Source organism: Variovorax boronicumulans (genome assembly GCF_029892485.1).
In the GTDB taxonomy this organism is placed as follows: Bacteria; Pseudomonadota; Gammaproteobacteria; order Burkholderiales; family Burkholderiaceae_C; genus Variovorax; species Variovorax boronicumulans_B.
On sequence record NZ_JARXVG010000013.1, the window covers coordinates 101,083 to 127,340 of the forward strand.

Below are 26,258 nucleotides of genomic sequence, written 5' to 3' on the forward strand. Positions count from 1 at the left end.
GATTTGTCTACCGCACAGCGCGAGCGCGCCGTAGCCTTACGCCCTCCCATTCAGTCAGAAAGCTGTTCATGTCTAGCATTCTTGCAACCTCCATTGCGGTCAATCCGGTCGGTGCTTCCTGGTTCGAAGATCTGACCTCCGAGTTCCTGGACGAGTGCATCGGCAACGGCACCGGCCTCGTCGGCTGCACCGCGAACGACACCTGGGACGACACCTTGGAGACGATGGAGAATCTTCAGACCGTCAAGCGCATCGTCGAAGGCCACCCCAACGCATTCATCGTCAGGAACCGCTCAGACCTTGGCGAATGCGGCAACGGCCGAGTGGGTGTATTTCTCGGCTTGCAGAACCCGAAGTCTTTCAGCGACAGCCTCAATTTCCTCGAGGCGTTCATCGACATGGGCCTTCGCTGCTGTTCCCTGGCGTTCCGGGACAACAGTTACTACGGCTGCGGATTCTCGTCACCCAACGACTCTGGCCTCAGCCACATTGGCGCGATGGCGGTGCGGACCCTGAATCGGCGCGGCGTCGTAATCGATCTGTCGCACTCTGGCGACCGCACCGCGGCAGATGCCATCGAGACGTCGGAGGACCCCGTCATCTTTTCCCATTCGATGTCACGCGAATTGATGACCCAGGGGCCGAAGGTGGAGTGGGCCGGCATCAAGAACAATGCCGTGCTGCGTGCCGCACCGAACGACCTCATCATTGCGGCCGCTTCCAAGGGTGGCGTGGTGTGCCCCGACGCGCGAATCGCGGGCAGCGTTGAAGTGCTGCTCAAACATATCGAGCACATGGTCAAGCTGGTCGGGATCGACCACGTGGCAGTGTGCGCGCAGGACGACTGGCATCGGTCCAGCAAGGACGTCCGTCGCATCCAGCCCTACCTTCCAGGCTACGACTCGGTCACAGGCAAGGGAGCCCGGGTGACGGGAAGCGACTATCGAATCTATCGAATGGAAGATCAGTTGGGCCCCAAAATCCTGGCGGCCGACAAGCTGGGCGTTCAACTGCGCGAAATCTTCTCCGAAACGGACGCGCAGAAAATTCTTGGCGGAAATCTCGAGCGCGTTTTCGCTACCGTGCTGCAGTGAGGATGAACGTGACGAAGCGCTTCATTCTGCCGGATTGCACGATTGAGTACGAGCGCCGCGGTGATGGGGTACCCATGGTTGTGCTGCATCCGTCGAGCGGCGTGCGGGTGACCCGGGCAATACAGGCACTGTCCGGACAGTTCAGTGTCTACCAGCCCATCTTTCCGGGGTTCGATGGCACTGTGGCTCCTGCAGGGCCAGTCAGCGTCAAGGCGCTGGCGACCTGGGTGGCCGCGTTCCTGTCGACGATCTTGGACATCCCGGCGATCCTTGTCGGGCACTCCTTCGGAGGATGGGTTGCCGCGTGGGTCGCGTTGACCCGACCGGAACTGGTGGGAACGTTGATCCTTCAAAGCCCTTTGGGCTTCGGAGATCTCGCCCCCGCGCCGGCAACAGCCTCGCCCGCGGAGGTGCTTGCCCGGACCTATTCCCACCCTGAGAAGCGTGTAGACGACGCTCGGCCGGAAGAGATGCTGACGCAAAACAGAACGCTGGCCCGCAGCTACGGACAGGGCCTGACCAAGGATGAGGAACTGATCGAGCAGTGGCCCGCCCTGCAGGTTCCAACGCTCGTGCTCTATGGGGAAAACGACGGTCTGGTCCAGCGATCCGGGCTCGAAGCCGCGGTGTCGCGCAGCTCGACCTCGGTGCTGAAGATCGTGCAGGACGCGGCGCACCACATTGAGTCCGACCAACCCAAGCAGTACGTCGACCTCATCGCCCAGTTCGTAGCCCGAAAAACCAGGAACACCTTTGTCGCTTGATCTGGCCATTGTGAGATCTCAGCTTGCCCCTGAGGGCGTCCTGCGGGTCGGGTTGAACATGAGCAATTCCCTCCTCAACAAGGGATGTGACTCCGATGGGGTCTGGCAAGGCGTTGCGCCTGACCTGTCGCGCCAACTGGCCGAAGCATTGAACGTGGGCATCGCATTCGTGCCCTACGCGACGCCGTCGCTGGTGGCCAGGGGCATCGACGGGGACGAGTGGACCGTAGCCATGATCGCTGCCGACCCTGCCCGGCGCGGCGCTATCGATTTCACCCGACCCTACGCCCAGATCGAGGCCGGCTACTTGGTGCCTCCTGGCTCACCGGTCCTGCATCCTGAGCAGGTCGATGCCCCGGGACGGAGCGTCATCGCATACGCAGGCAGCGCATACGGGCTGTGGCTGGAGCGGCATCTGGTGCATGCCCGCCTCATTCCGGCGACCTCGTTTGAAGATGCCTTCAAGCGCTTCAATGCGGGAGAAGCCGAGGTCCTCGCCAGCCTGCTGCCCAAACTGCAGGAAGACTGCCGGTCATGGACGGGATGCCGGATCCTGGACGGTGGCTTCATGACTGTGCAACAGGCCATCGGCTGTCGAAGTGACTGCAACGAAGCGCTGAGCTACCTGGACGATTTCGTCAGGTCGGCACTTCAGCAGTTTCGAGTCGAAGAACTGATCCGAAAACACGGCGCACTGGGCCTCCGACAGGTCAGCCACTGAATCGCCAAAGCCCATAACTCAATGAGACATCCCATGAAAAACAAGACCTACCACTTATTCGCCACCGGCCTGATCGTCATCGCGAGCGTCGCAGCCGCCACCTGCGCCGCGGCGCAGGTATTTCCTTCCCAGCCCATCAAGGTCGTCGTGACATTTCCTCCGGGCGTGACCCCGGACACCACGGCGCGCCTGCTGGCCACGAAGCTCGGCGAGGTGATGGGGCAGCCCGTGGTCGTCGACAACCGCCCCGGCGCGGGCGGCACGATCGGGGCAGGCGTCGTCGCGAAATCGGTGGCGGACGGCTACACCGTCCTGTATGCGCCGAACTCGGTGTTCACGATGGCGCCGCACATGTACCGCAAGCTCCCCTACACATCGGCCGAGCTGGAGCCCGTCTCGATCGTCGGGGAGCTCGGCTACGTTCTGCTCGCGAACAAGGACCTGCGAGTCTCCAATCTGAAGGAAGCCGTGGATTACATCCGGGCCAGGCCCGGCAAGGTCAATTTCGCCTCCTATGGGGTCGGCACCGGCACCCATCTGACGATGGAACTGCTGCAAAAGGAACTGGGCCTGAAGATGGAGCACATCGCGTACAAGAGCAGCCCAATTCCCGATCTGATCAGCGGTCAGGTCCAGTTCCTTTTCGAGCCCTACGGGGGACAGGGGCTGGAGTCCGCCAAGGCCGGTCAGCTCAAAGCGCTTGGCGTGAGCCTCAGAAAGCGCTCGCCCGAGCTGCCTACGGTGCCCTCTATCTCGGAAGTCGCGCCGAGCTACGAGTCGCCGGGCTGGCTTGGCTTCTGGTTGCCGGCAAAAACGCCGGCTGCCGTCCAGAAGAAGTACCAGGAGGCGCTCACGCAAGTCATGGCAATGCCCGAGGTAAAGGCGAAGTTCCGAGGGTTGAGCATCGATGCGACGAACAGCGGGCCCCGTGTGATGGCGAACACGATCCAGACGCAAAGCGCGCTTTGGGGCACCCTGCTGAAGGACCTTTCCATCTCGCTGGAGTGAGGGTGGATCGAAGACCGCAAGACCGGGTCGCGCTGACCAATGGCTGATCAGGAATATGACTACGTGATTGTGGGCGCGGGGTCGGCGGGTTGCACGGTAGCAGCTCGGCTGGCAGAGCATACCGACGACTCGGTGCTGGTCATGGAAGCGGGAGGCTCGGATCGATCCCCCATGCTTTCGATCCCGCTTGCCTGGGGGCTGGTTTTCCGTCATCGACTGTTCGATTGGGGTTACGACACCGAGCCCGAGCGCGAACTCAACGGCCGACGAATCGAGTGCGCAAGAGGGCGGGTAGTTGGCGGTTCCTCCTCGGTCAATGGCATGGTGTACGCGAGAGGCATTCCGGCCGACTACGACGCATGGGCCGAACAGTTCGGGCTCACCGGGTGGGCCTTTCAGGACGTGCTGCCCTATTTCATCAAATCCGAACACTGGCCGGTCGCCAACGCGCCATGGCGGGGAAACGCCGGGCCGCTGAGCCTGACGCAGCTTCACGACCCCGACCCGTTGGTCCAATCCTTTGTCGAGGCGTGCGCCCAAGCCGGCTTCGGACAAACGGATGACTACAACGGCCCGCAGTCCGAAGGTTTCGGTCCGATCCAGGCCACGATCCACAAGGGCCGACGCTCGAGCGCAGCCCGTGCGTACCTGAGGAACGCGCCGCGCGCCGGTGGTGTCGCGCTCAGGACGGGCGTCGTCGTAACCCGGATCGTGCTGGAGGCCGGGCGGGCGACAGGCATTGAATTTCTGGACAAGAACCGGCTGCGGAGGGTGCACGCACGCAAGGAGGTGATTCTGAGCGCAGGCGTCTTCAACTCACCCAAGCTCCTCATGCTCTCCGGCATCGGCCCCGCTGACGAGTTGCGGCGTCATCGCATCGACGTGAACGTCGACCTGCCGGGTGTCGGCGACAACTTGCAGGACCATCTCGCCTGCGAGGTCAGGTGGCGACGCCGTGACCAGGGGGTGCTGCATCGGGCGATGCGGATCGATCGTGCAGCGATGTCGATGGCGCGCGCGTTCTTCTGCGGGAAAGGAGTCGCCAGTTCGATGCCGCTCGGCGCGATCGGTTTGCTGCGCACGGTGCCCGGCCTACCCCATCCGGACGCGCAGCTGCTGCTGGGCACGGCGCCGTTGAGCGCGGCGCCGTACCTGAATCCGTTTGTGAGACCGTACCTGGATGCGTTCACGATCAAGGGAATGGTGGTCCAGCCCGAAAGCCGGGGACGCGTGGGGCTACGCAGCGCCGATCCCCTGGCTTCACCGCAGATCGAGCAGCGGCTGATGAGCGCGCCGCGCGACATCGAAGTCGCCCGATCGGTGATCAGGGTCATCCGGGAGATTGCCAACCAGCCGGGCATGCAGCGGCACATTGCCGAAGAAGTCGCTCCCGGTCCGTCGGTCGATACCGACTCGGCCGTGCTCGCTTACCTCCGGTCGACGGCCTCCACGCTTCACCATCCCGTCGGCACGTGTCGCATGGGCCGAAGCGAAGAAAGAAATGCCGTGCTGGACTCGGACATGCGCGTGTTCGGTGTCCAGCAACTGCGCGTGATCGATGCGTCGAGCATGCCGAGGATCGTGCGTGGTCCGGTGAATGCGCCCGTGATCATGATGGCCGAGAAGATCGCCCACGAAATGCTCATCCGTAGCAGGCAGCGTTAGCCCAAGTGCATTCCAAAGAATTGTTTTCGATTGAGTAAAAGGATCCAGATGAAAGACTGTCTTCGTTTCTACATCGACGGGTCATGGGTGGACCCGATCAGCGGGCGCACGATGCCCCGCGTCAACCCTGCGTCGGAGGAGGTGGTGGGACGCGTCGCGATCGGCTCGGCGGGCGATGTCGACCGGGCTGTCAAGGCTGCAGCTGCGGCGTTTGAGCACTTTCAATACAGCTCCAGGCAAGAGCGGATGGCTCTGTTTGAACGCATCATCCGTGCGGCGGACGCACGGCGGGCGGATCTCGGCGCAGCCATCACCAACGACATTGGCGTTCCTGCCTGGTTCGCCAATGGCTATCAGACGGACATGGCGCTGGACCATTTCGCCGAGGCTCGAAGGCTGTTGGAAACATACCCGTTTGAATACCGCCTCGGTGACAACACAATTCGGCGCGAAGCATTCGGCGTGTGCGGCCTGATCACGGCCTGGAACTGGCCTGCGCAACTTGTCACCTCCAAGGTCGCCGGGGCGCTCGCCGCCGGCTGCACTGTCGTCCTGAAGCCCAGTGAATACTCGCCTTGCACGGCCGTTGTCCTCGCAGAGATCATGCATGCCGCAGAGGTGCCCAAAGGCGTCTTCAACCTGGTGCTGGGTGACGGGCCGGGAGTTGGCGCGGCGATCTCCAACCACGAAGGCATCGAGCTTATTTCTTTCACCGGCTCCAAAGCCGCCGGGGTTGCAATCACGAAAGCCGCGGCCGAAACCGTCAAGGCCGTTCACCTTGAACTCGGCGGGAAGTCGGCGAACATCATCCTGCCCGACGCCGACCTCCAGGTCGCAGTGGCCGATGGTGTCCGGCGCGCGTTTATCAACTCGGGCCAGAGCTGCATTGCGCCGACCCGGATGCTGATCCACGAGGACCAGATGGCGCGGGCCCTCTCCATAGCCCGGGACACTGCCGAAGGCATGGTCGTGGGCCCCCCCCTGGATGCCCAGACCAAACTCGGGCCGGTCGCCAATGCTGCTCAATTCGATCGCGTTCAGGATCTGATCCGGGCTGGCATCGATGGCGGTGCCACCCTCGTCTGCGGCGGCCTCGGACGTCCGGAGGGACTGACGCACGGCTTCTTCGTAAAGCCGACCGTCTTTGCAGATGTCAGGCCCGACATGCGCATCGCCCAGGAAGAGATCTTCGGGCCGGTTCTTTCGATCCTGAGCTATCGGGACGAGGAGCACGCGATTCAGATTGCCAACGGCACCACTTACGGCCTGGCGGGCTATGTCTTCTCATCCGATTTGCGCCGAGCAGCGCGCGTCGGCAGCAAGCTCAAGGCGGGTCGCATCTTCCTCAACGGCGCACCCACCAATGCGATGGCGCCGTTCGGCGGCTACAAGCAATCCGGCAATGGTCGCGAGTGGGGTGTCTTCGGTCTGGAGACCTTTCTGGAGGTGAAAGCCGTCCTGGGTGACTTGGTGGACGTCTGATTGCGTGCTCATTCGGCGCAGCCACCCCGCTTTCAACTCAACGGATTCCTCATGCCCATCGCCGAAGCCACACTATCGCCACGGATTCACTACGTCCGCACCGGCCCAAGAGGCGTTCCTCCACTGGTCTTCCTGCATGCAGTCGGGCTGGACCTCACATGGTGGGGGGAACAGATCGAGACGTTCTCGCAGAACTTCGATGTCATCGCTTTCGACATGCCGGGGCACGGACTGTCCGGCAAAGCCACTGGCGCACCAAGCTTCGACCTGCTGGCCGACGCCCTGCATGCCGTGCTCGCACATGCAGGCGTTGGCGCTGCGCACCTTGTAGGCATATCGGTGGGCGGAATGATCGCGCAGCGCTTCGCCCTCAGACATCCTGGGCTTGTACGCTCTCTCACGCTGGTGGCCACCCTCTGTACGTTCGCAGACCCGGTGCGCGAAGCGCTGCGCGAGAGGGCACGTGTGGCTCGCACGCAGGGCATGGAGACCATTGCCAAGTTGTCCAATGCGCGTTGGTTTCCTCCCGCATTCCGCGAGCGACGGCCCGATGTGCTCGACCGTGCTACGGCATCCCTGTTGTCGCAGGACCCTGAGTTCCACGCGTCGATGTGGGACATGATCTCAGCCCTCGACTTCGAAAGCGAGATCTCCGCCATCACGTGCCCCACCCTGGTGGTTGTCGGCGCTGAAGACCCCAACGCCCCGCTGGCGGCCGGACAGAGAATCGCGGCCTTGATCGGCGGCGCGGCGCTGCAGAAGATGGAAGCGCTTGGCCACTTTCCTCCGATTGAATCACCTCGGGCGTTCAACGCCTTGCTGCACCGTTTTCTGAACGGCCAGGAAGAACACCCCCGGTAAGCGCCGCACGATGCATCAGCAAAGCCTATGCGCTGCATCAACACATGTCATGTACAACGCGATGCGGGGACCACTACAGCGTCTGGTACGACCGGGAGACCAAGCGCTACCTATTCGCCGACGAGCCTTACGAGATGGCCGTCGAGGGCAAGGCTGCCGAGCGTGCAGCCTGGTCTGAGCGTCATGGGTTCACCATTGCCAAGCCGTCGTGGCCCGGCATGTACAACCCGGACGGCGGCTCGCGGCTGTACCTCATCGCCGATTCGGGGAAGGGTGTTCCTTTGGCGCCCATCGTCGCGGCACTGGCCCGTCTGCCGGCGCCGATCGTCGAAGCGGCTTGGGATGGTGAATCGGAGCCGTCCACGCCGATCTTCTTTAGCCCCGGGACCATCGCTCGCAATGAGGCGGCCGCCGCCAAGCCGCCAGCGACGGAGACCCGCAAGGTCACGAGGGGTCCGCGCAGCACGGTCGGCTATGTGCAAACTGTCGTAGGCCCTCAGCGCCGCCCGAAAGGCAGGATGTCGATCGAGGCCCACGCGCAGGTGGGCGCCCTGCTCAAGTCGGTGCTCGTGGCTTCGCACCACCGCAACGGCGTCTACAACCGTGTGAACGGGATTCGCAGCGAGCTCGATGAGTGGACGCAACGGGAATACAACTATGCCGAGCTGCCCAGCGAGCAATTCTTCGACCTCTACTACCACGAGTCCGGATCGTCGCTCGCGCGCACCCTTTCGCCGGACGAGCGCGCTCTTCACGTCGGCAGTCTGGAACAGGTCAAGCAGATCCTGGCCCAGCACTATCCGGACAGCCCGCCTCTGCGCGCGCTGATGAAGAAGCTGGATGCTTCCATCGGTTCGATGCAGACCTGGGCAAGCTGACGCTGTCAGAGCTGCATCCGTACTTGTGCGTCCCCCGGCATTGCCAGGTCGCGCTGTCGTGCTGCGCATCGAGCCGCTGATGCCGTCTCGCCCCTTCGGCATCCATCGCTGACGCCTTCGCGCGTGTCCCCGGTGCGCGCTTCGCTTGCCAATCCGGCAACGGGGTCGGGGATCGAGAAATCGACGCGACGCGCGCGGCAGGTCTGCCGCGCGCGTTTTGACTTCCGTAACGCGCAAGCCCAACGCTCCCTGCGTGCCGCCCTACGCCAGCGCTTGCTGGCGTGGGAACAGCGCCGATCGCCCGCAATCCAGCGCGTTGATCGAGCCTTCGACAACCCCATCCGGATACCCCATGAACCACCAAGGCGTCAGCGAGATATTCTTTGAAGAGTCCTACACCGTGCCAGCGGACCAGACGGCGAAGTCGCTTTTTGCGCGGCTTCCTCACGGAAGCGGGTATGCGGGGCGACTGATCGAATGCCTGGCCACGGGATACTTGGTGGCAGTGGTCGAATCCATTTGCATTCGCGAGATGCAGCAGCACGTCGATGCCACCACAGAAGTGGTGGTCGGTCGAACCATTCGCATCGACCATCGAGGCCCAATCCCGCCTGGGTCGCCGCTGCGGCTGCGCGGGTGGCTCGAACGTCTGGGAGACCGAAGCGCGACGTTCCGCGTTCATGCCCACGATGCGCACGAAGTCGTATGCGAAGGGACGGTCACGCTAGTGGCCGTAAAGCGGGCACCAATGGAGTCGCGCATCGCGACAAAAGTCCTGGCGCTCCAAGGCACTGCGAGCCAACCGGTGCGCGCGCAGTTTTAGAACTTGACGTTATGAGCGTACTCAGACGTCTAGGAGGCTGGACGGTGAGAGGTTGCACGGGACAAATGATTGAACCGCAGGTTCACTATGCGGTGACGTTCACCCGGGTGTCGGCGCCTCGCTCATTCCGCAAGCATCCGATCGAGCATTCGCCTGAACCGAGCAATGGCCCGGTCGTCGCGTTCCACCTTTGTGCGCAACAGCGTGCCGTGCCACGCGGCCATGATGAAGGCGGCGTAGTCCTCGGCTGCGTCCGCGCCGACAATGTCCCGGAGGACCTGAGCGAATAGCTCGGTCTGATGTAGGAACTGCTCGGCGAGCCGCACTCGCAGCACTTCGCTGTGAGCTGGAATTTCGCCCGCGAGATCGGGTACCAGGCAGCCGACCGCCCAATCTTGCTCCTCAAGCGACCGGGTGATGGCATCGAAGTACGCCGCGACTCGGTCAGCCGGCAGGCCGGACGCGCCGAGCAACGTTTCGTTCATGATCTGGTCGAGCAGGCCCGCATAGTGGTCCAAAACCTCAGAACCGAACTGCTCCTTGGACCTAAAGTGGTTCGTGAAAGAACCCTGCGCCACCCCTGCTGCCGAAGTCACTTCGCGCACGCCGGTTGCGGTGTAGCCGCGTTGGTGGAACATACGGGCGCCAGTTTCAACGAGCCGCTCGCGCTGTGACCTTGTGTTCATAGAGTTCCCATAATACACTCGTATTGCCAAGCGTCGCGACGGACTACATTGCTCGCACGCGGTAGGCAGTAGTCAATTCACCGCCAACTACCGGGCTAAGTGCCGGCAATCGTTGAGGCTGTATTTTATGGAGCGCAGGACAATGCTGAAGGCAGTTGGGGCAGGACTTCTATCAGACCGCGCTACGGGCTCTCCGGGTGCAAATGACGCCGAGCCAGGCTCGCAGCACGAGGGCGGCGGCGCTGGCGCTCCCTCCGCCGTCCGTCATCATCGACTCAAGGTCAATGGCATCGGCCTCCATGTCGCCGAGCAGGGAAGCGGGCCGGCCGTGGTGTTCTGCCACGGCTTTCCCGCGATATGGTCGAGTTGGAGGGCACAGATGGCCGCGGTCGCCGCAGCCGGCTGGCGGGCGATCGCGCTCGATATGCGCGGCTACGGAGAGAGTGACGCACCCCCCGAAGCGGAGGCTTATACGGCGTTCCACACCGTGGGCGACCTCGTCGGTGTACTCAACCAACTCGACATCCCGACGGCGGTCGTAGTAGGGCACGACTTCGGCGCGAACATCGCTTGGAACGCGGCGATGATGCGGCCGGACCGTTTCACCGCAGTGTTCGGGATCAGCGTGCCGTTCAGCCCCCCCGCAGCGAACTTCCTCGACCAACTCCGCACGGCGGGCAAGCACGACTTCTACATGTTCGACCAGATGCGCCCCGAGGCCGACGCCTTGTGGGCCGACGCGGCGACGACGATTCCTGGCGTCTACTATTGGACGTCCGGGCAGGCGCCTGACAACGAGCGCTGGGATCCGTTCAACCCGGCGCGTGGCCTATTACGGCCGGCGCCGGAGCCCGTCCGGGTGATCGACCATGCCTACCTGCAAGAAGCAGTCGCGAGCTTCACACGGACCGGTTTTCACGGCGGCCTTAATTACTATCGCGCGATCGACAGGTACTTCTCGCTCGCCTCGGGCCCTTTTGCAGGCGCGACCATCCATCAACCTTCTTTCTTCCTGACGGGTGCGCAGGACGGCCTCAACAAGCTGCGCGATCTGAGCGAGAAGACGTTACGCCCGGGCATGCCTGGGTTGCGCGGGTTTCTGTTGGTGGAGGGGGCGGGACATTGGCCGCAGTTCGAGGCTATGGGGCAGGTCAACGAGGCGCTCCTATCTTTTCTCGCTGGGCTTCGTGACACTGCCACTGCCACCCGGTAGAAGCAGCGACCTTCCCCGAGGCTATCTTCTGTCTCGCGGTTGGGGCGGCGGATCAAGAAATTTTATCGCGCGGCGCGAGCCTTGATGGCGAGGGGTCGACACTGGACGCACCCTGTTTTGTGTTGACTACTTCGTGGCCCATTTGTCGCTTTAATGTGGCCCTGCTGAAACGTCGACGAGCTCGTGTGGACCGGAAGTCCGCGATGGTCGTACGAACGGCTGCCGAACAACTTGTCTTCGAAGCGCGGATCTGGACGCGAAGCGCGTTGTGCTGCGCGCAGGAACGGCTTCGTTGCCGATCAAAGCATCGGCTCATGGCGGAACAACTGCATTGCATTTAGCCAGATGTGATCGAGGCGCAACTTGCACACGGCGAGAGCGCCTCCCTGGGAGCCGCCTACGGTCGGGCGGACTATCTGGACCAGCCTGTAGCCGGTGCACAGGTCCTGGCACTCAAGGCAGCCTAAGCAAGAGACTCCCTGTCAACCCACAGCAGCGAGTCCTGGCACATCGCCGCTCTCGAGGACGAGGGCCATCAAAGCGGTCCGCATTGAGATCGTGCGGCAACTCTTGCATCGACCGGAGCGGCGCATGCGCCTGGCTCAAGGCTTCTGCGATAGAGGTGCATTCGAATAGCTCTCCGGATCCTCGATCCACTGTTGAAGTGCCGCGCGCGGCCAGCGACAGGTGCGCACTCCTATATGTATCGGCGGCGGGAACTTGCCTTCAGCAATTCTTCGATACACGGTGGCACGACTCAATGCAGTGATGCGAATCACGTCAGACATGCGAAAGAACGCGGGAGCGCCGACAGTCTGTGGAACAAGCTCGCGAGCGTTAACGTGGTGTTCGAGTTGCATGACAGATCCTTCATAGGTGCCGTGCTTTCAAGCCGCGCATTGTTTGAGATGAAGTGCCTCGCTTGAAGAGCCGAATGGAAGCAGAACCAGCGCCCAGGTCAGAGTGAAAGTGCACTGCGCAGGGCTCGAAAAATCGCTCTTCGACCCAGCGGCAGCCTCTTTCCAAAATCGTCTTCCGCATGGATCTGCTTCTAGCGTGCGACGAGGTGCCACCTTAGACAACTACGACTTTTGAGAGGCCTCTGCACCGGCCATGAGACAAGAAGCGTCGTGCAGCGAGACCGTGGGCGACGCTCCTGTCCACTGCGATCGGGTTCAGGGCAAAGGATGAGTGAACCCTGATCCACCAGGGATCTGCAGCGCCGCCTTCAGCAAGCGGCCCACGCCGGGCAACTAGCACATTGCGCAGTTGCGACGCGGACACGGATCTTCAACGATGCACAGCTCCGCTTACCGCCAAGGAGCATCCCATGCGCACGCTGCTGATCGACAACTACGACTCGTTCACCTACAACCTCTACCAGTACCTGGCGGCCTGCAACGGCGAACCGCCGATCGTGCTGCGCAACAACGAGATGCACTGGGACGAGGTCGAGCGCATGCACTTCGACAACATCGTGATCTCGCCGGGGCCCGGGCGTCCGCAGCGACGCGCCGACCTCGGCATCTCGGCCGACGCGCTGCAGCGTTCCCGCAAACCCGTGCTCGGCGTCTGCCTCGGCCACCAGGCCATCGCCCACCACTGCGGCGCCCGGGTCGATCTGGCGGTGCGGCCGATGCACGGGCGTCTCGATCGCGTGTCGCACGCGCAGCGCGATCTCTTCGCCGGCATTCCAGACCGCTTCGAGGCGGTCCGCTACCACTCGCTGGCGGTCACGCAGCTTCCCTCATCCCTGGAGCCGCTCGCCTGGACGTCCGACGGCACATTGATGGGATTGCGCCACGTCTCGCTGCCCTGGTGGGGGGTGCAGTTCCATCCGGAGTCGATCTGCACCGAATTCGGCGCGCGGCTGCTGCGCAACTTCAGAGACTTGACGCTGGAATGGCTTGCGCAGGCGCCGCGACGCGAGGCACGGGATCGCTTCGGACCTGCATTGCACCTTGAGGGTCCGCAGGCGCTGTCGCTGCACGCGGAGTGCATCGACACCGCGGCCGATGCCGAGGCTGTGTTCATGAGCACGTTCGCTCACAGCGATTGCGCTTTCTGGCTGGACAGCAGCCTCGCCGAAGCCGGGCGGGCGCGCTTTTCCTTCATGGGCGATGCGAGCGGTCCGCGCACCCAGGTACTGAACTACCGTACCGCGCCCCGCGAACTGATGGTGCGCCGGGGCGACGTCGTTCAGGTGCGCGACGAGAGTATCTTCGACTACCTGCGCGACCACCTCCCGGGCCAATCGCCAACGGGCCCGAAGCTTCCCTTCGACTTCACCTGTGGCTTCGTGGGCTACTTCGGCTACGAGCTCAAGCGCGAGCTCGACGGTGCACGCGCCCACGACGCCGACACGCCGGACGCGATGTGGATCCTCGCCGACCGCTTCCTCGCCTTCGACCATCTCGAGCAGCAGGTATGGATCGTCTGCCTCGATGAGGATGCCCCATGCAATGAGAATCGCCGCTGGATGAAGGCCATGCGCGAGCGGCTGGAAGCCGCACAGGTGGCGGGTCCGGAAGACGGCGCGGACGCGGCCCGCGAGCTGAATTCATTGGCCTGGCGGGTGGACTTGGCGACCTACCGGGATCTCATCCTGCGCTGCCAGCACGAAATCCTGCAGGGCGAGACCTACGAGGTCTGCCTTACGAACCAACTGGTCGGCGAAGGACGCATCCGACCGCTGGAGGTTTATCGGGTCCTGCGCAAGCACAATCCGGCGCCCTATGCGGCCTACCTGCGCATCGGCGGCTATGCCGTGCTGTGCGCCTCGCCCGAACTCTTCCTGCGAATCTCCGGCGAACGGGAGGTGGAATCGAAGCCCATCAAGGGGACGGCGGCGCGCGGCGCGACACCGGCCGAAGACGAGGCGATCGCGGACGCCATGGTCGCCGACGAGAAGACCCGCGCGGAGAACCTGATGATCGTCGACCTGCTGCGCAACGACCTCAACCGAGTCTGCGAAGTCGGCAGCGTTCACGTGCCGAGCCTCTTCGCGGTCGAGACCTATGCCACCGTGCACCAGTTGGTCAGCACCATCCGCGGGAGGCTGCGAGCGGAACTGGGGACGATGGACTGTGTGCGCTCCGCGTTCCCCGGCGGTTCCATGACCGGCGCCCCCAAGGTGCGCACGATGAGGATCCTGGACGAACTCGAAGATGCTGCGCGCGGCATCTACTCTGGCAGCATCGGCTATCTGTCGCTCGACGGCGCGGCCCAGCTCAACATCGTGATCCGCACGCTGGTATCGGCCAACGGCCGGATCTCTATCGGTGCGGGCGGTGCCATCGTCGCCATGTCCGATCCCGATGCCGAAGTCGAGGAGATCGTGCTGAAGGCACAGGCGCTGTGGGATGTTCTCAGACGCTGCGGTGCGCCGCTCGGCGCGCGGCCAGGGACGGGCGTGGAGGCAAGTGCCGCAAGCGCTTCGGTGCTCCCGGAGCCGTCACCCGCACCTATGGCTCCGGACGTCACCCCGACGCCGCCACCGTCCGCCAATGGCTAGCGCACAGGCCAATCGCCGGGGGATCCTGCTCATGCTGGTGGCCATGGGCTGCTACGTCTTCAACGATGTCTTCGTGAAGCTGGCCGCGCAAAGCCTGCCGCCCGGACAGGTGCTTGCCGTGCGCGGTGCGTTCGCGACCATCTTCGTTGTGGCGATCGCGCGGGGCACGCGCGGTAGCTGGCGAATGGCACTGCGCCCGATCGTGGGGGTGCGCTGCGGACTCGAGGTCACGACGGCCCTCGCCTCCGTGGTGGCCCTGTCGCTGGCGCCGCTTGCCACTGTGAGCACGCTCATGATGACCGCGCCACTGATGATCGCCGCCACGGCGATGGCGCTGCGGTGGGAGCCCTGGCGTGGTGGGCGTCTGTTGGCTGCTGCCGCGGGATTTGGTGGCGTCCTGCTGGTCATGCATCCTGCCGGGCAACCAGATGTCCCCGCGGCCGGTCTTGCCTGTGCGCTGTTGTGCGCCGCCTCGTTGGCTGCGCGCGACCTGGTGACACGGCGCATCCCCGCCACGATCCCTTCGTCGACCATCGCGATCGCGACCACGCTCGCCGTGTGCCTGGCGGGCCTGCTGCTGGGTCTCGCGGAACGCTGGACGGCGCTCACGCGGTACGAGCTCGGCACGCTCGCGGCGGCTGCGGGTTGCGCGGCGCTCGGCAACTTCGCGCTCATCGTCGCCTGCCGCGGCGTCGATCTCTCGGTCGTCACACCTTTTCGCTACAGCCTGATCGTCTGGGCCTTGCTGCTGGGATACGCGATCTGGGGCGACATGCCTCGGCGCCAGGCCGCGGTCGGCGTGCTGCTGATCGTCGCGGCCGGTGCCTTCACCGTCTGGACCGCGCGGCGGCGGTAGGTAAAAAGACCGAACCGTCCGCCCGCCATGGTTCGCAGGCGCTCGATGGAGCGCTCGTCACGACGTTCGCAGCCCTATCAACTCTGACAGTGTTCTCGCGCCTGTCATCACGCTGTAATGCGGGCCTCATTCAACGAGGTGACCTCATGGAGATCATTGCGGGAACGATCGACTCTTTTACGGCAGACGTGCTGTTCGACATGGCGCGCTACCGGCACGAGGTGTTCGTCGAGAAGCTGGGCTGGAAGCTCGATACGCGCGGTCGGCTCGAGCTGGACGAATTTGACCGGAAGGACACCATCTATCTGATCGCGCGCAATACGGACGGGGAGATTGTCGGCACGAGCCGCCTCTTGCCCACGCACAAGCCCTATCTGCTCGCCAGTGTCTTTCCTCAACTGCTCGGCGACACGCCCGCGCCGTGCTCGCCTGACGTCTGGGAACTGTCGCGATTTGCCGCTGCCGATTGGATGCGGCTCAGCGCGGGCGAGAGTCCACATGGCTGGTCGCTCGCGCTGGACATGCTGCGCGTTGCGATGCGGACCGTCGCCAGGCATGGAGGACGGCGGCTCATCAGCGCGTCGCCACTGGGCATCGAGCGCATCCTGCGTCGCGCGGGCCTGTCCGTGCACCGCGCGGCGCCTCCGGTGCTGATCGAGGGCCAGCATCTCTTTGCCTGTTTCATCGACGTGGACACGAGCTGGTGTCCGCGCCAAGACCGGCGCGCCGACGCGGTCGGTTGAGTCCCCCGCAGCCGGGCTGGCGCGCCCCCTGCGGCCCTCCAATCAGTTCAGGAGCCCGAGCCGTGAAGCGATTGCCGCGGCCGAACTCTTGGTGGGCGCGCCCAATCTGGCCATGGCCTTCTGCAGATGAAATTCGACCGTGGGTTTCGAGATGCCAAGGATGGATGCGATCACGTCGCTTGTCTTGCCATCCCCCGTCCAGCGCAGCACCTCGACCTGTCGTCTGCTCAGCGGCTCGATCCCCTCGAGCGGGCTGCCTCCCAGAAGGCGGCAGAACGCGCGGTGGGCGGTATGCACCAGCCACTGCAGCAAGAGGTCCTTGGCGAGCATCTCCGCGGCCGTCAGCGGTTCGCCCGACCTCGCAAGCGTTAGCATGCCGACCCGCGCATCGGGCTCGAAGACCGATTGCGCCCAGCCAACGCGCAGGCCGAACGAGCGCGCCTCGTCCCACATCTGGGGGGCGTTCCGGAAGACTTCGTTGTTCCAGACCACGGGCGTGCCGCTGTGTACGCCGTGAGCGACCGTGGGATCGACCTGGAGGTATCCGGCATCGATGTAACGGCGATTCCACCGCTCGTCGTACGTGCTGAACATCAAGGTCTTCTGTCGGGTGAAGGGCACGAGCGTGCGCAGCCCGTAGGCGCAGTGCTCGAAGCCGAGGTGCCTGCTTGCCACGCTGATCTGCGCGAGCACCTCCGAAGGCTCGCTTGCCTGGCTCAACCGACCGAGAACATCCTGGGTCCAATCGTTCATAGGTGCGCTTCCTGCGTCGTCGGCACCCCCACCCGTATCGCGAGCACAGTCGAGGCTCGCGGAGTCGAGTCCGCCAGGCCAGAAGGCCAGCGGCTCCAGCCTTTGAACCGATCCGCGCGGGTCGACCGGCTGCTTGCACCCGGCGGCCACTCAGCATGCGATGGAGGCAAGGGTGCGACAGTCTAGAAGCGCCCCGTCGAGTCCGGAGGCAAAATTCACCACCATTTCTGCCAATCTCGCGAGCCCCGCTACGCGCACTGGCGCGGTGCGGCAGCGTTGTGAAATTCCGGATTGATCCTACCTACGGTGGCTCCTCATGATGCACAAGGTCTGGTTCCTGCTGCTTCCCGGATTCCTTCTTCTCGACATCATCCGCATGCTCGCGGTCTTCAAGGTCGCCAATGCCGCGTTGCGCAGGACACGCGGCAAGCTCGCCGGCTACGACGTTCGATTGACCTCGGCAACGGGCGGCCAGGCCCTGAGTTCAAGTGGTGTGGCACTCTCGACGCGTGCATTGCCGCACCGGCTCGTCGGTCGGGCGAGCACGCTCTTCATCAGTGGCGAGCCCGATCCGGGCTCGGCTGGCCCGGCGAGCGTGCGGCGTTTGCGCGAATGGCTCTCCTGGAACCGGAGGCAGCTGAGCCGCTGCGCCGTCCTGGGTGCCCGAGCTTTGCTGCCGCGTGCGCCAGACGTCCACGCGGTGCGGCGACAAGGCAGCGCCGCGCCGGCGGCACCGCGCCGTGGGCAGGGCGCAGGCCTGTCCGCGGCTTGCACCAAAGCGCATAGCTGGCGGGTCATCGAACCGAACCAGGGGGAAGACCTGGCGCTGTCGTGGATCGCTGAGGACCGAGGTGCCGCATTTGCGGACATGCTCGCCGCGCGCCTTGCCGGACCACGCCGCCGTCGCTACGGCATGCCGCGCCATCGACGGGTGTCAACCGAGCCGCCAGTGATCGACGCGCGGATCGGCACGCTGCATCTGTGGATCGCGTCGCATCTGCAGGAGAACCTCAGCGTCGCCCGTTTGGCGCAGAAGGTTCACATGTCCACGCGCTCCTTCGCACGCTTCTACGAACGCGCGACGGGTCTCTCGCCCGGACGGGGCGTACAGCAGATGCGCCTCGACGCCGCCTGCCGCCTGCTCGAGACGAGCCCACTTCCCCTCAAGGCCATCGCTCGGCAGTGCGGCTACGGGTCTCAGGAGGTGATGCGCAGAGCCTTCGTTCGCGACCTGCAGATGACGCCGCGCGAGTACCGGCGGCGCCACGCCGCAATGAAGAGTGCGGGCGCTGCCTCGCGGGCGTAGGTCTTTCCCGGCGCAACAGCGACTGCCCGTTGCCAGACCGCCCGCCGCGACGCGCCCGCATGTCGAGCGCCAATGACTCGTCGACCAATGCCGCATCGCTAGTCTTCTGTGGCCCAGCACACCAGCCGCAGGTCTGCCAACGGCAGCAAGGCACGCGTGCCGTCGCCGAAGCGGACCTCCCCGACGTCGCCGTCCTTCGCCTTGATGCGCAGCGACCCGCGCCGTCCGCCATGCTCCACCACAAGCACCGTGCGGCCGGCGCTGTTGACCCTGGTGTGCTCGCTCCCGGACCCCGCTGGCGCCGAGCCCCCGAGGGCGTGGGGCGACGGCGCGCGATGTCTTGCCTGCCCCCGCCCGATCGGGCCGTCCCGCGCCAGCAGTTCCTCAAGTTCATGCGGGCGATCTCTCGCGATGGCCACCAGCTCGTAGAGCAATCGCACGTCCCCGCCGACCCGCCCCTCCTCGACCGCCTGCCGCAATTGCGGCGGTGCGTCGCTGAGCCGAGCGGCCTCGGTGATGAAGGAACGCGGTTTGCCCAACCGCCGCGCGATCTCGGCACGGGAATGGCCTTCCCCTTCCCGCTCGGCGATGAAGGAGGCCAGATCGAATGGCGACATGTCCTCGCGGTGCAGGTTTTCCGCGGCCTGGGCGAAGGGATCGATCCGCTCGTCCACGAATGCCGGGACTGTAGCGAGGCCTGTCCGGCGCGCGGCGCGCACCCTGCGTTCGCCGCGGTTGACGATGTACCGGTCCGGATGTTCGGGATGGCAACGCAACGATACCGGCTCCAGCACGCCATGCTCTCGGATCGATGCGGCAAGGTCCTCGATGCATTCGCTACGGATGCGACGGCGTGGCTGGCGTGGGTCGAAGTCGATGCGGTCGATCGCTACCTGCATTGGTTTGCCCACGCCCGCAGAGGTCGCTTCACCCGTGAGCAGATCGGCCGCCCTGAACTGCGACAGCACGCTCAGGTCCAGCCCGTCGGGCGCATTCATGGCTGCGCGTCCGCGGGCACTGGCATGCTCGAGGCGTCGATGCGTTGCTGCAGCAACTCGAACATCCGCATCACCTCGAGACTCGCCTCGCGGGCCGCGCTCTTGGGCAATCGCCACACCGGCACGCCCGCGGCCAGCGCCTCGGGAATGGCCGAGCGGGTCGAGATCCGTGCCGGTATCACGAACTCCCGGAAGTTCAAGGCCAGATCCTGCATCGCAGCCTTCTGCCGCGACGAATGCGGATTGAACCGGTTCAAAACGATGGCCGCCAGCCGCAGTTGCGGGTTGTAGCGCTGTCTGACCCCGAAGATGGTTCTGAGCATGTCGGCGACGCCATCGATGCTGTACTCCTCCAACTCGATCGGGCAGGCCACGGCGTGGCCAGCGATCAGCGCCGCGCTCATGCGCAAGCCCAGTGCTGGCGGCGTGTCGATCACGACTGCGTCGAACTCCTGCGCCAAGCGAATCACGTTCCTGCGAAATGTAGGGATCACGACATCCGCCCTCGCGAGTTCGACATCGGCCAGTTTCTTGCTGCCCGGCACCAGGGCAATGTTCTGCGCGCGGGACTGGACGATCGGGCCCATATCGCCTCCGAAAAGTTCCACCACCTCGGTGATCGCCGAGGCACTGCGCAGCGATTTGGAGCTGTTCGCCTGAGCGTCCAGATCGATCAGACACACCGACTGGCGTCGCATCTCGGCCAGCCAGCATGCGTACAGCACCGCCAGGGTCGACTTGCCGACGCCACCTTTCTGGTTGCCGAAGATGACCACGTTGCCCATGACTTGCTCCTCAGGCCCCGACGCGAGCTGTGCCGGGCCTCGATACCCGCACGGCGCGCTGTGCGGAATGCCACTGACATGCGGACAGAGCTGTCCCGACGCACCGGAGGCCTTGCCTCGTTGGTCCGATGGATCGCCATGCCGCGTCGCTCACGAATATCGCCGCCCGCGCTTTGCAATGCCACTGTCAAAAGCAATAGTCGACACATGCATGCGCCGAGGCGGACATTGCGCCCCATGCAAGCACCCGATGTTCAACGCAGGCACGCGACCGACAAGGGCCGATACGCGGCCTGGCTTCCCGTGCTTGTTGTCCTTGGCTTGATGGCGCACGCCCGCACCCTGTGGGCGCAGGTGGAGCCCGGCGCATCGCAGGTCGTCAGTCGCCAGCAGCAGGCGGCGCGCGACCGCGACCGCATCGCGATCCTTCGCGAGGAGCTCGGGAGGTCGCAAGCGCAATTGGAGGATCTCGAACGCCGTAAGGCTGAGCGGCTCGCCGCGTCCGATATGCAGGCAGCGACCGAAGCCGAGGCGCAGCGCGTTCGCACGCTCGGCGATATCGCGGCCATCCAGCGAGAGATCGCGTCCACCTCGCGTACCTCCGCCCAGACCATGGCGGTCAAACCCATGGCCGCTGAGGCCACCAGGGCCCCTGCCGCCGCCGGCAAGCGCGCGGCATCGACGCCCTGGTGGGACGTCTATGACGGCAGCCGGCGCATTGACCCATCGGTTTCAGTTTCTCTCGCGCCCCCGTCCGGGCAAGCGCCCGCGGGATCTTCCTCGGCCACTGGAGTCTCGCCATGACCGCATGCTCGATCCACCACATCCGGCCCGCAGTGCGATTTGGCGTCCGAACCCGATGGATCGGATGCCTGCTCATCGCCCTGCTTGCGGCCGCACCTGCCGACATCGTCTGGGCCGGAAGCCCGTTCGCGACGGGCGCCAACGCGACCCAGCAGCAACTCGTTGCCATCCTGACGCCGCTGGCGGCAGTCGCCGTGATGGTCTCCGGCGCCATGGCCTGGTTCGGCCGCCTGAGCTGGTGGTGGATGGTGGCCGTCGTGATCGGCACCGTGCTGGTCTTCGGCGGCCCCCAGATCGTCTCCTGGATACGGGGCCTGTTCGGGGTGTGAGGGAGAGCGAATCGTGAGTCGCAACCAGGGCATCGCCGCGGATCCTCTGTTCGTCGGCATGACACGGCCGTCGATGGTCTGGGGCGTCACCTACTCGGCCATGATGTTCAACATCGTGGTCACGACCGAGTCGTTCATCGTGACCAAGAGCCTCGCCTGGCTGCTGGCCTTCGTGCCGATCCACGGGGTGCTCTACCTGGTCTGCCTGTACGAGCCGCGCTTCTTCGACCTGCTGCAGCTGTGGGGCCGCACGCGCCTGCTCGCCATGCTCGGCGGCAACCTGCGGTTCTGGCGTGCGAACTCGTACAGCCCCCTGGCGCTGGACATGCCCAACTGGCGAGGGCGCCGCCGCATGCGGACTTGGCCCGTGGCGGTGGTCTGACAGGGCTCGCCATGAAGCTGCTGTCACGCTCCGAGCACACGCTTCGCCGCGAAGCCGGCGCCGCAACCATGATCCCGTTGTCGTCGCATGTGGACGACCATGTGGCCCGAACGCGCGCGGGCGACTATGTGCAGACGCTGCGCCTGGCCGGCACGAGCTTCGAAAGCGCGGACGACGATGACATCAACAGCTGGCACGAGCGCCTCAATGTCCTGCTGCGCAACATCGCCTCGCCCAACCTGGCCCTGTGGAGCCATGTGATCCGGCGTCGAGAGACAGGCTATCCGGCCGGGCGGACGGTTCCCGGGTTCGCCGATGAAATCGAGCAGCGGTACCGCCGCAAGATGGCCGGCGAGCGGCTGATGGTCAACGAGCTGTACCTGTCGGTCGTCTTCCGGCCGCAGCCGACCCGCATCGGCAACGCCGCATTGCGGCTCTTCAGGCGCGCGGACCCGGAGGGTGCGCAGGCGGAACTGCGCGATGCCCTCGATGCCTGCGGCAAGCTGCGCCAGGAGTTGCTCGCGGCCCTGGAGCGCTACGACCCCGAAGCGCTTGGCATCTATCGGCTGCACGAAGAGGATGTGCTGTTTTCCTCCCTGATGGAATTCCACGGCCTGCTGGTTAACGGGGAATGGCAGCGCATGCCGCTGCCGCGCTCACCCCTCAACGAGGTTCTGGCCACCACCCGGCCCTTCTTCGGCAACGAAGCCATGGAATACCGCACAGGCACCCAGACGCGGATCGGCGCCTTCCTCGGCATCAAGGAGTACCCCACGCCCACGGCGCCGGGCATGTTCAGCGCGCTGCTGACCGCCCCCTTCCCCTTCGTGCTCACGCAAAGCTTCACCTTTCTGGCTAAAGGCACGGCGACCGACATGATGAGCCGTCAGCATCACAGGATGGCGGCCGCCGGGGACCTGGCCGTCTCGCAGGCCGAAGAGCTCAAGGACGCGCTGGACGACCTGATGAGCAACCGCTTCGTGATGGGAGACCACCACTTCAGCCTGCACGTGCTGGCCGACACCTACGACGGCGTCGGCGAGGCCGAAGGCCGGCCCCGCCTGAAGCAGCTCAATGACAACGTGGCTCGTGCCCGCTACCTGCTGGGCGACACCGGCATGGTGGTGGCGCGCGAGGATCTCGCACTGGAGGCTGCTTTCTGGGCGCAACTGCCGGGAAACTTCGGCTACCGCAGCCGCAAGGCGCCCGTGACCAGTCGCAACTTCGCCGCGATGTCGCCCTTCCACAATTTCCCGACCGGCCGCGCCACGGGCAACTACTGGGGCGATGCGCTGGCCATGTTCATGACGCGCGCCGGCTCGCCCTACTATTTCTCGCTGCATGCGAGCGAGCCGCGCAGCGCAGACGGGGGCAGCCGCCGGGACGTCGGACACATCACCGGAGTCGGGCCGGTCGGTACCGGCAAGACCACGCTGCTGGGCTTCTGCATGGTGGCGATCTGCAATCGACTCGATGCCACGCAGGTCATCTTCGACAAGGACGAAGGCCTGCACATCCTGGTGCGAGCGCTGGGCGGCCAGTACCTCCCGCTAAAAAACGGCGTGCCTACCGGCTGCAATCCACTGCAGCTCGACGATGCGGTCACCGACAACGTCGAGTTCATGCGGCACTGGCTCAGGCGCCTCGTCATGCGCACGCCGACCGATACCTTGAGCGTCCGTCAGGAGGACGACCTTGACCAGGCGTTGCATGGCACCCTGAAGCTCGAACGCTCGTTCAGGCGCCTGTCCCGTCTGGTCGCCTTCCTCGACATCACGGACCCCGAGGGGATGCACGCGCGCCTTCGCAGATGGTGCGCCTCGGAGCGCGGCGACTATGCCTGGGTATTCGACAACGATCGCGACGACGTGGCTCCGCTGCTCGCCCGGCACGCCTTGGTCGGCTTCGACGTGACCGACTTCCTCGACAACGAAGTCGTGCGCGCGCCGCTGACCATGTACCTCTTTTATCTGGTCAACCGGATGGTGGATGGCCGCCCGCTGGTGTGCTGGATGGACGAATTCGCCAAGCTCCTGAGCGACCCGGCGCTCGCGAGGTTCGCCAAGAACGGCCTGGAGACCTGGCGCAAGAAGAACGCGAACATTGCTACGTTCACCCAGAGCACCAGCCATGTGCTCGATTCCGGCATCGCGCGCGCGATCGTCGAGCAGACGCCGACGAAGATCCTGTTCCCCAATCCGGAGGCGGAATACGACGAGTACACCCAGGGCTTCAACCTGACGGACAGGGAGTTCGCGCTCATCAAGCAGGAACTCGAGCCCGGCTCCCGGCAGTTCCTCATCAAGCAGAACCATGTCAGCGTGGTCGCGCAGCTTGATCTCCACGGCTTCGATGACGCGCTGCACGTCATTTCCGGGCGCACCAACAACGTCCGCCTCATGCGCGAATGCATCGCGACCTTCGGACCGGATCCCGACCAATGGCTGCCGCCTTTCCGCAAGGCGCTGGCCAGCCGCCCTCCCCGTTCGCTCTCACACCAGGAGAACTCCCATGCGTAGGTTCCTTGTTGCCCTCGTCCTCGCGGCGGCTTCGCTGGCCCCGCTGCACGCGAAAGCCGGTATCCCGGTGATCGATGTCACCGCCGTTGCCAACCTGATTCAGCAGGTCATGTACTGGCAGCAGCAGATCTCCGGAATGCAGAAGCAATACGACCAACTGAAGGAATCCAAGGACCAGCTGACCCAGACCCACAACGCGATGACTGGGAGCCGGGGCATGGAGCAGTTGCTGCCCACCTCGGAGCTCGCGCGCAACTACCTGCCGCCCAGCTATGGTGAGCTGATGAATACGCTCAACGGCACGTCGGCCGGCTATGCGGGGCTGGCCAGCCAAGTGCAGTCGATCATGAAGGCCAACAGCATCCTCTCAGGAACGCAGATGGAGACGCTCAGTCCGGAGTTGCGGCAGATCGTCGAGCAGGGGCGGCAATCGGCAGCGCTGCTCAACGGCATGACACAGAGCGCATACCAGAACACCAGCCAGCGTTTCGCGGCGCTGCAACTGCTGATCAGTCGCATCGCTTCTGCACATGACCCCAAGGCGATCCAGGACCTGCAGGCAAGAATCCAGGCCGAGCAGAACATGCTCACCAATGAGCAGACAAAGCTGCAGAGCCTCTATCAGATTGCAAGGGCCGAGGAAGCGGCCCAGCAGCAGCGTACTCGGGAGCAAGTCATCTCAGGCCATGGCGGATTCAACGCACGGTTTGTTCCCAACCCGTGAATCGTCATGTCCAAACCAACGACCGTCATCCTTGTGATTGCTGTACTTGCCATGGGCGGCGTTTATGGCGTTCTGAGACAGGACTGGTCTCCAACCGCGTCCCCCGGAGGCGTACCGTCCGAGACGACCAATCCGGCAGCATCAAGGGCCGAGCATGGGGACTTCCAGAATCGATTTCAGCCGACGATGCGCCCTGCTAGCGGCTCCAAAAAATGAAGTTCGAAGGGACGCGCAATGTTCTTTCAACAATTCTGGACGTGGCTCAACGACCAATTGACCGAATACCTCGCGGCCAAAACGGCGACCGTGGCCGGTGCCATTGAGCCTGCAGTGGTAACGCTCGCGACGATCTACGTAATGATTTGGGGATTCCTTAGCCTGACCGGAAGAATTCAAGAACCGATATGGGAGGGGGTCAAGCGCGTCTTCTTCATCGCGATCGTACTGGGCGTCGGTCTGAGACTTTGGCTTTACAACGGAGTCATCGTGGACACCTTTTTCAACGCACCAGTCCAGCTTGCGGCCAAGATCACAGGTGCATCGAACCCGGTGTCCGTGATTGACACGATATGGGACAAAGGCGGGACCGTTGCTTCAAACCTTTGGAACAAAGGCGGTGTATTGAACGGCGACTTTGGCTTCTATTTGGCTGGAGCCATCGTCTACTTCATCATCGGAGGCGTGGCCGTCTACGCGCTCTTCCTGCTTGTTTTGTCCAGGCTCGCGTTGGCATTGATCCTCGCCTTGGGCCCCGTTTTCATTTGTTTGCTTTTCTTCGAGGCCACACGCCGATTCTTTGAGGCGTGGATTGCGCAGTTGGCCAACTATGCAGTGGTCGCCGTCCTAAGCTCGCTGGTGGCAAGCCTCATGCTTCAGATCGTTTCTTCCTACGCCGCACAGACGGCCGCACGCGGCGCGGCCATCGTGACCGTGGATGCACTGAACTTGGTTCTGTGTGCTTCTCTGGTGCTGCTGGTTATGCGCCAGATCATGTCTATCGCGGCCGGGCTTGCGAGCGGCGTCGCACTCAGTTCATTCGGCCTCGTCAGCGGATTGGCGCGGTGGGCAATGGGCGGAGCCAAGCGCACAAATTACGAGTTCGGTCGCGGCGTGCTGGACGGCCTTCGGCGGGAACCGCGTAGCCGCTGGGATTCGTTCCGCCGCTTGGCAGGCAATCGCTTTGGTACCGGCGTGGCTTCGATGGCAGGTTTCGGCGCTGCGCGTCGCGGCGGCACCGTGCTTCCAAGAGAGCAGGTCATGCCGGGCCTGTCGCGCAATCGCTAATGGAGGGCGGGCAGATGAAGCCTTCGACGATCCTTTCCTTGTTCGCCGTTCTGCTGGCTGCATGCG

25 protein-coding genes are annotated in these 26,258 nt (G+C 64.3%); 20 read left to right on the forward strand and 5 right to left on the reverse strand.

All coding sequences use genetic code 11. The features are described 5' to 3' along the window. Positions 1–68: 68 nt before the first annotated feature. The 9 genes from M2282_RS25665 to M2282_RS25705 all read left to right on the forward strand — a co-directional run bounded on the left by M2282_RS25665 (position 69) and on the right by M2282_RS25705 (position 9,296). Positions 69–1,094: a dipeptidase gene (locus M2282_RS25665; protein ID WP_280811597.1), complete on the forward strand. Its 1,026-nt coding sequence runs from the start codon at positions 69–71 to the stop codon at positions 1,092–1,094. Positions 1,095–1,096: 2 nt separating this feature from the next. Then, a complete protein-coding gene (locus M2282_RS25670; RefSeq protein ID WP_280811598.1) occupies positions 1,097–1,858 on the forward strand; it encodes an alpha/beta fold hydrolase in 762 nt (253 codons plus the stop codon). A 10-nt stretch (positions 1,859–1,868) separates the two neighbouring features. Beyond that, a complete protein-coding gene (locus M2282_RS25675) occupies positions 1,869–2,579 on the forward strand; it encodes a transporter substrate-binding domain-containing protein (protein WP_348541747.1) in 711 nt (236 codons plus the stop codon). A 33-nt stretch (positions 2,580–2,612) separates the two neighbouring features. Beyond that, positions 2,613–3,587 (forward strand): Bug family tripartite tricarboxylate transporter substrate binding protein, encoded by a 975-nt coding sequence (locus tag M2282_RS25680; RefSeq protein ID WP_280811600.1) that lies wholly within the window; start codon positions 2,613–2,615, stop codon positions 3,585–3,587. 39 nt (positions 3,588–3,626) lie between these two features. Then, complete coding sequence (locus M2282_RS25685) at positions 3,627–5,252, forward strand: GMC family oxidoreductase (protein ID WP_280811601.1); 1,626 nt, start codon at positions 3,627–3,629, stop codon at positions 5,250–5,252. 48 nt (positions 5,253–5,300) lie between these two features. Then, positions 5,301–6,734, forward strand: coding sequence for an aldehyde dehydrogenase family protein (locus tag M2282_RS25690; RefSeq protein ID WP_280811602.1), 1,434 nt, complete (start codon positions 5,301–5,303; stop codon positions 6,732–6,734). A 51-nt stretch (positions 6,735–6,785) separates the two neighbouring features. Next, positions 6,786–7,595, forward strand: a complete 810-nt coding sequence (locus M2282_RS25695) for an alpha/beta fold hydrolase (protein ID WP_280811603.1) — start codon at positions 6,786–6,788, stop codon at positions 7,593–7,595. A 134-nt stretch (positions 7,596–7,729) separates the two neighbouring features. Next, positions 7,730–8,473 (forward strand): DUF5623 domain-containing protein, encoded by a 744-nt coding sequence (locus tag M2282_RS25700; protein ID WP_280811604.1) that lies wholly within the window; start codon positions 7,730–7,732, stop codon positions 8,471–8,473. Positions 8,474–8,825: 352 nt separating this feature from the next. Continuing rightward, positions 8,826–9,296: a thioesterase family protein gene (locus M2282_RS25705; RefSeq protein ID WP_280811605.1), complete on the forward strand. Its 471-nt coding sequence runs from the start codon at positions 8,826–8,828 to the stop codon at positions 9,294–9,296. A 122-nt stretch (positions 9,297–9,418) separates the two neighbouring features. Here the strand turns inward: M2282_RS25705 and M2282_RS25710 are convergent, their stop codons facing one another. After that, complete coding sequence (locus tag M2282_RS25710) at positions 9,419–9,982, reverse strand: TetR/AcrR family transcriptional regulator (protein WP_280811606.1); 564 nt, start codon at positions 9,980–9,982, stop codon at positions 9,419–9,421. Positions 9,983–10,124: 142 nt separating this feature from the next. Between M2282_RS25710 and M2282_RS25715 the strand changes: the two genes are divergently transcribed. After that, positions 10,125–11,195, forward strand: a complete 1,071-nt coding sequence (locus M2282_RS25715) for an alpha/beta fold hydrolase (RefSeq protein ID WP_280811607.1) — start codon at positions 10,125–10,127, stop codon at positions 11,193–11,195. Positions 11,196–11,797: 602 nt separating this feature from the next. Here M2282_RS25715 and M2282_RS25720 read toward each other — a convergent pair. Then, positions 11,798–12,055, reverse strand: coding sequence for a helix-turn-helix transcriptional regulator (locus M2282_RS25720; protein WP_280811608.1), 258 nt, complete (start codon positions 12,053–12,055; stop codon positions 11,798–11,800). 470 nt (positions 12,056–12,525) lie between these two features. Between M2282_RS25720 and pabB the strand changes: the two genes are divergently transcribed. The 3 genes from pabB to M2282_RS25735 all read left to right on the forward strand — a co-directional run bounded on the left by pabB (position 12,526) and on the right by M2282_RS25735 (position 16,308). Then, the gene (gene pabB, locus M2282_RS25725; RefSeq protein WP_280811609.1) at positions 12,526–14,709 is read left to right on the forward strand and encodes an aminodeoxychorismate synthase component I; all 2,184 of its coding nucleotides are present in this window, start codon (positions 12,526–12,528) and stop codon (positions 14,707–14,709) included. Further along, positions 14,702–15,565, forward strand: a complete 864-nt coding sequence (locus tag M2282_RS25730; protein WP_280811610.1) for a DMT family transporter — start codon at positions 14,702–14,704, stop codon at positions 15,563–15,565. The genes pabB and M2282_RS25730 overlap by 8 nt, the downstream gene beginning before the upstream one ends. A 146-nt stretch (positions 15,566–15,711) precedes the next feature. Beyond that, complete coding sequence (locus M2282_RS25735; RefSeq protein WP_280811611.1) at positions 15,712–16,308, forward strand: acyl-homoserine-lactone synthase; 597 nt, start codon at positions 15,712–15,714, stop codon at positions 16,306–16,308. A 42-nt stretch (positions 16,309–16,350) separates the two neighbouring features. On the opposite strand, the gene M2282_RS25740 is transcribed toward M2282_RS25735, so the two are convergent. Continuing rightward, positions 16,351–17,061, reverse strand: a complete 711-nt coding sequence (locus M2282_RS25740) for an autoinducer binding domain-containing protein (RefSeq protein ID WP_280811612.1) — start codon at positions 17,059–17,061, stop codon at positions 16,351–16,353. A 316-nt stretch (positions 17,062–17,377) separates the two neighbouring features. On the opposite strand from M2282_RS25740, the gene M2282_RS25745 reads away from it, so the two are divergent. Beyond that, positions 17,378–18,367: a GlxA family transcriptional regulator gene (locus M2282_RS25745; RefSeq protein ID WP_280811613.1), complete on the forward strand. Its 990-nt coding sequence runs from the start codon at positions 17,378–17,380 to the stop codon at positions 18,365–18,367. Positions 18,368–18,465: 98 nt separating this feature from the next. Here the strand turns inward: M2282_RS25745 and M2282_RS25750 are convergent, their stop codons facing one another. Both M2282_RS25750 and M2282_RS25755 read right to left on the reverse strand, forming a co-directional pair. Beyond that, positions 18,466–19,365, reverse strand: a complete 900-nt coding sequence (locus tag M2282_RS25750; RefSeq protein ID WP_280811614.1) for a ParB/RepB/Spo0J family partition protein — start codon at positions 19,363–19,365, stop codon at positions 18,466–18,468. Then, a complete protein-coding gene (locus M2282_RS25755) occupies positions 19,362–20,150 on the reverse strand; it encodes a ParA family protein (RefSeq protein ID WP_280811615.1) in 789 nt (262 codons plus the stop codon). Before M2282_RS25755 ends, M2282_RS25750 begins: the two co-directional genes overlap by 4 nt. 237 nt (positions 20,151–20,387) lie before the next feature. Between M2282_RS25755 and M2282_RS25760 the strand changes: the two genes are divergently transcribed. From M2282_RS25760 to M2282_RS25785, 6 genes are all read left to right on the forward strand, one after another. Continuing rightward, complete coding sequence (locus M2282_RS25760; RefSeq protein WP_280811616.1) at positions 20,388–20,954, forward strand: hypothetical protein; 567 nt, start codon at positions 20,388–20,390, stop codon at positions 20,952–20,954. After that, a complete protein-coding gene (locus M2282_RS25765) occupies positions 20,951–21,283 on the forward strand; it encodes a TrbC/VirB2 family protein (RefSeq protein ID WP_280811617.1) in 333 nt (110 codons plus the stop codon). The genes M2282_RS25760 and M2282_RS25765 overlap by 4 nt, the downstream gene beginning before the upstream one ends. A 13-nt stretch (positions 21,284–21,296) precedes the next feature. Next, a complete protein-coding gene (locus tag M2282_RS25770; RefSeq protein ID WP_280811618.1) occupies positions 21,297–21,665 on the forward strand; it encodes a type IV secretion system protein VirB3 in 369 nt (122 codons plus the stop codon). After that, positions 21,644–24,184 carry a VirB4 family type IV secretion/conjugal transfer ATPase gene (locus tag M2282_RS25775; protein WP_280811619.1) on the forward strand — a complete coding sequence of 847 codons (2,541 nt, stop codon included), beginning with the start codon at positions 21,644–21,646 and terminating at the stop codon, positions 24,182–24,184. Before M2282_RS25770 ends, M2282_RS25775 begins: the two co-directional genes overlap by 22 nt. Further along, positions 24,177–24,908: a type IV secretion system protein gene (locus M2282_RS25780; protein WP_280811620.1), complete on the forward strand. Its 732-nt coding sequence runs from the start codon at positions 24,177–24,179 to the stop codon at positions 24,906–24,908. Before M2282_RS25775 ends, M2282_RS25780 begins: the two co-directional genes overlap by 8 nt. 234 nt (positions 24,909–25,142) lie before the next feature. Beyond that, complete coding sequence (locus M2282_RS25785) at positions 25,143–26,192, forward strand: type IV secretion system protein (RefSeq protein WP_280811621.1); 1,050 nt, start codon at positions 25,143–25,145, stop codon at positions 26,190–26,192. Positions 26,193–26,258 lie beyond the last annotated feature (66 nt).

Excerpts from the sequence above, each read along its gene's own strand:
- M2282_RS25730 (WP_280811610.1), top strand. The coding sequence starts at position 14,702 with ATGGCTAGCGCACAGGCCAATCGCCGGGGGATCCTGCTCATGCTGGTG.
- M2282_RS25705 (WP_280811605.1), top strand. The coding sequence starts at position 8,826 with ATGAACCACCAAGGCGTCAGCGAGATATTCTTTGAAGAGTCCTACACC.
- M2282_RS25780 (WP_280811620.1), top strand. The coding sequence starts at position 24,177 with ATGCGTAGGTTCCTTGTTGCCCTCGTCCTCGCGGCGGCTTCGCTGGCC.
- M2282_RS25710 (WP_280811606.1), bottom strand. The coding sequence starts at position 9,982 with ATGAACACAAGGTCACAGCGCGAGCGGCTCGTTGAAACTGGCGCCCGT.
- M2282_RS25740 (WP_280811612.1), bottom strand. The coding sequence starts at position 17,061 with ATGAACGATTGGACCCAGGATGTTCTCGGTCGGTTGAGCCAGGCAAGC.
- M2282_RS25785 (WP_280811621.1), top strand. The coding sequence starts at position 25,143 with ATGTTCTTTCAACAATTCTGGACGTGGCTCAACGACCAATTGACCGAA.
- M2282_RS25755 (WP_280811615.1), bottom strand. The coding sequence starts at position 20,150 with ATGGGCAACGTGGTCATCTTCGGCAACCAGAAAGGTGGCGTCGGCAAG.
- M2282_RS25720 (WP_280811608.1), bottom strand. The coding sequence starts at position 12,055 with ATGCAACTCGAACACCACGTTAACGCTCGCGAGCTTGTTCCACAGACT.
- M2282_RS25690 (WP_280811602.1), top strand. The coding sequence starts at position 5,301 with ATGAAAGACTGTCTTCGTTTCTACATCGACGGGTCATGGGTGGACCCG.
- M2282_RS25760 (WP_280811616.1), top strand. The coding sequence starts at position 20,388 with ATGCAAGCACCCGATGTTCAACGCAGGCACGCGACCGACAAGGGCCGA.
- M2282_RS25735 (WP_280811611.1), top strand. The coding sequence starts at position 15,712 with ATGGAGATCATTGCGGGAACGATCGACTCTTTTACGGCAGACGTGCTG.
- M2282_RS25680 (WP_280811600.1), top strand. The coding sequence starts at position 2,613 with ATGAAAAACAAGACCTACCACTTATTCGCCACCGGCCTGATCGTCATC.
- M2282_RS25665 (WP_280811597.1), top strand. The coding sequence starts at position 69 with ATGTCTAGCATTCTTGCAACCTCCATTGCGGTCAATCCGGTCGGTGCT.
- M2282_RS25765 (WP_280811617.1), top strand. The coding sequence starts at position 20,951 with ATGACCGCATGCTCGATCCACCACATCCGGCCCGCAGTGCGATTTGGC.
- M2282_RS25745 (WP_280811613.1), top strand. The coding sequence starts at position 17,378 with ATGATGCACAAGGTCTGGTTCCTGCTGCTTCCCGGATTCCTTCTTCTC.
- M2282_RS25670 (WP_280811598.1), top strand. The coding sequence starts at position 1,097 with ATGAACGTGACGAAGCGCTTCATTCTGCCGGATTGCACGATTGAGTAC.
- M2282_RS25685 (WP_280811601.1), top strand. The coding sequence starts at position 3,627 with ATGGCTGATCAGGAATATGACTACGTGATTGTGGGCGCGGGGTCGGCG.
- pabB (WP_280811609.1), top strand. The coding sequence starts at position 12,526 with ATGCGCACGCTGCTGATCGACAACTACGACTCGTTCACCTACAACCTC.
- M2282_RS25715 (WP_280811607.1), top strand. The coding sequence starts at position 10,125 with ATGCTGAAGGCAGTTGGGGCAGGACTTCTATCAGACCGCGCTACGGGC.
- M2282_RS25700 (WP_280811604.1), top strand. The coding sequence starts at position 7,730 with ATGGCCGTCGAGGGCAAGGCTGCCGAGCGTGCAGCCTGGTCTGAGCGT.
- M2282_RS25750 (WP_280811614.1), bottom strand. The coding sequence starts at position 19,365 with ATGAATGCGCCCGACGGGCTGGACCTGAGCGTGCTGTCGCAGTTCAGG.
- M2282_RS25695 (WP_280811603.1), top strand. The coding sequence starts at position 6,786 with ATGCCCATCGCCGAAGCCACACTATCGCCACGGATTCACTACGTCCGC.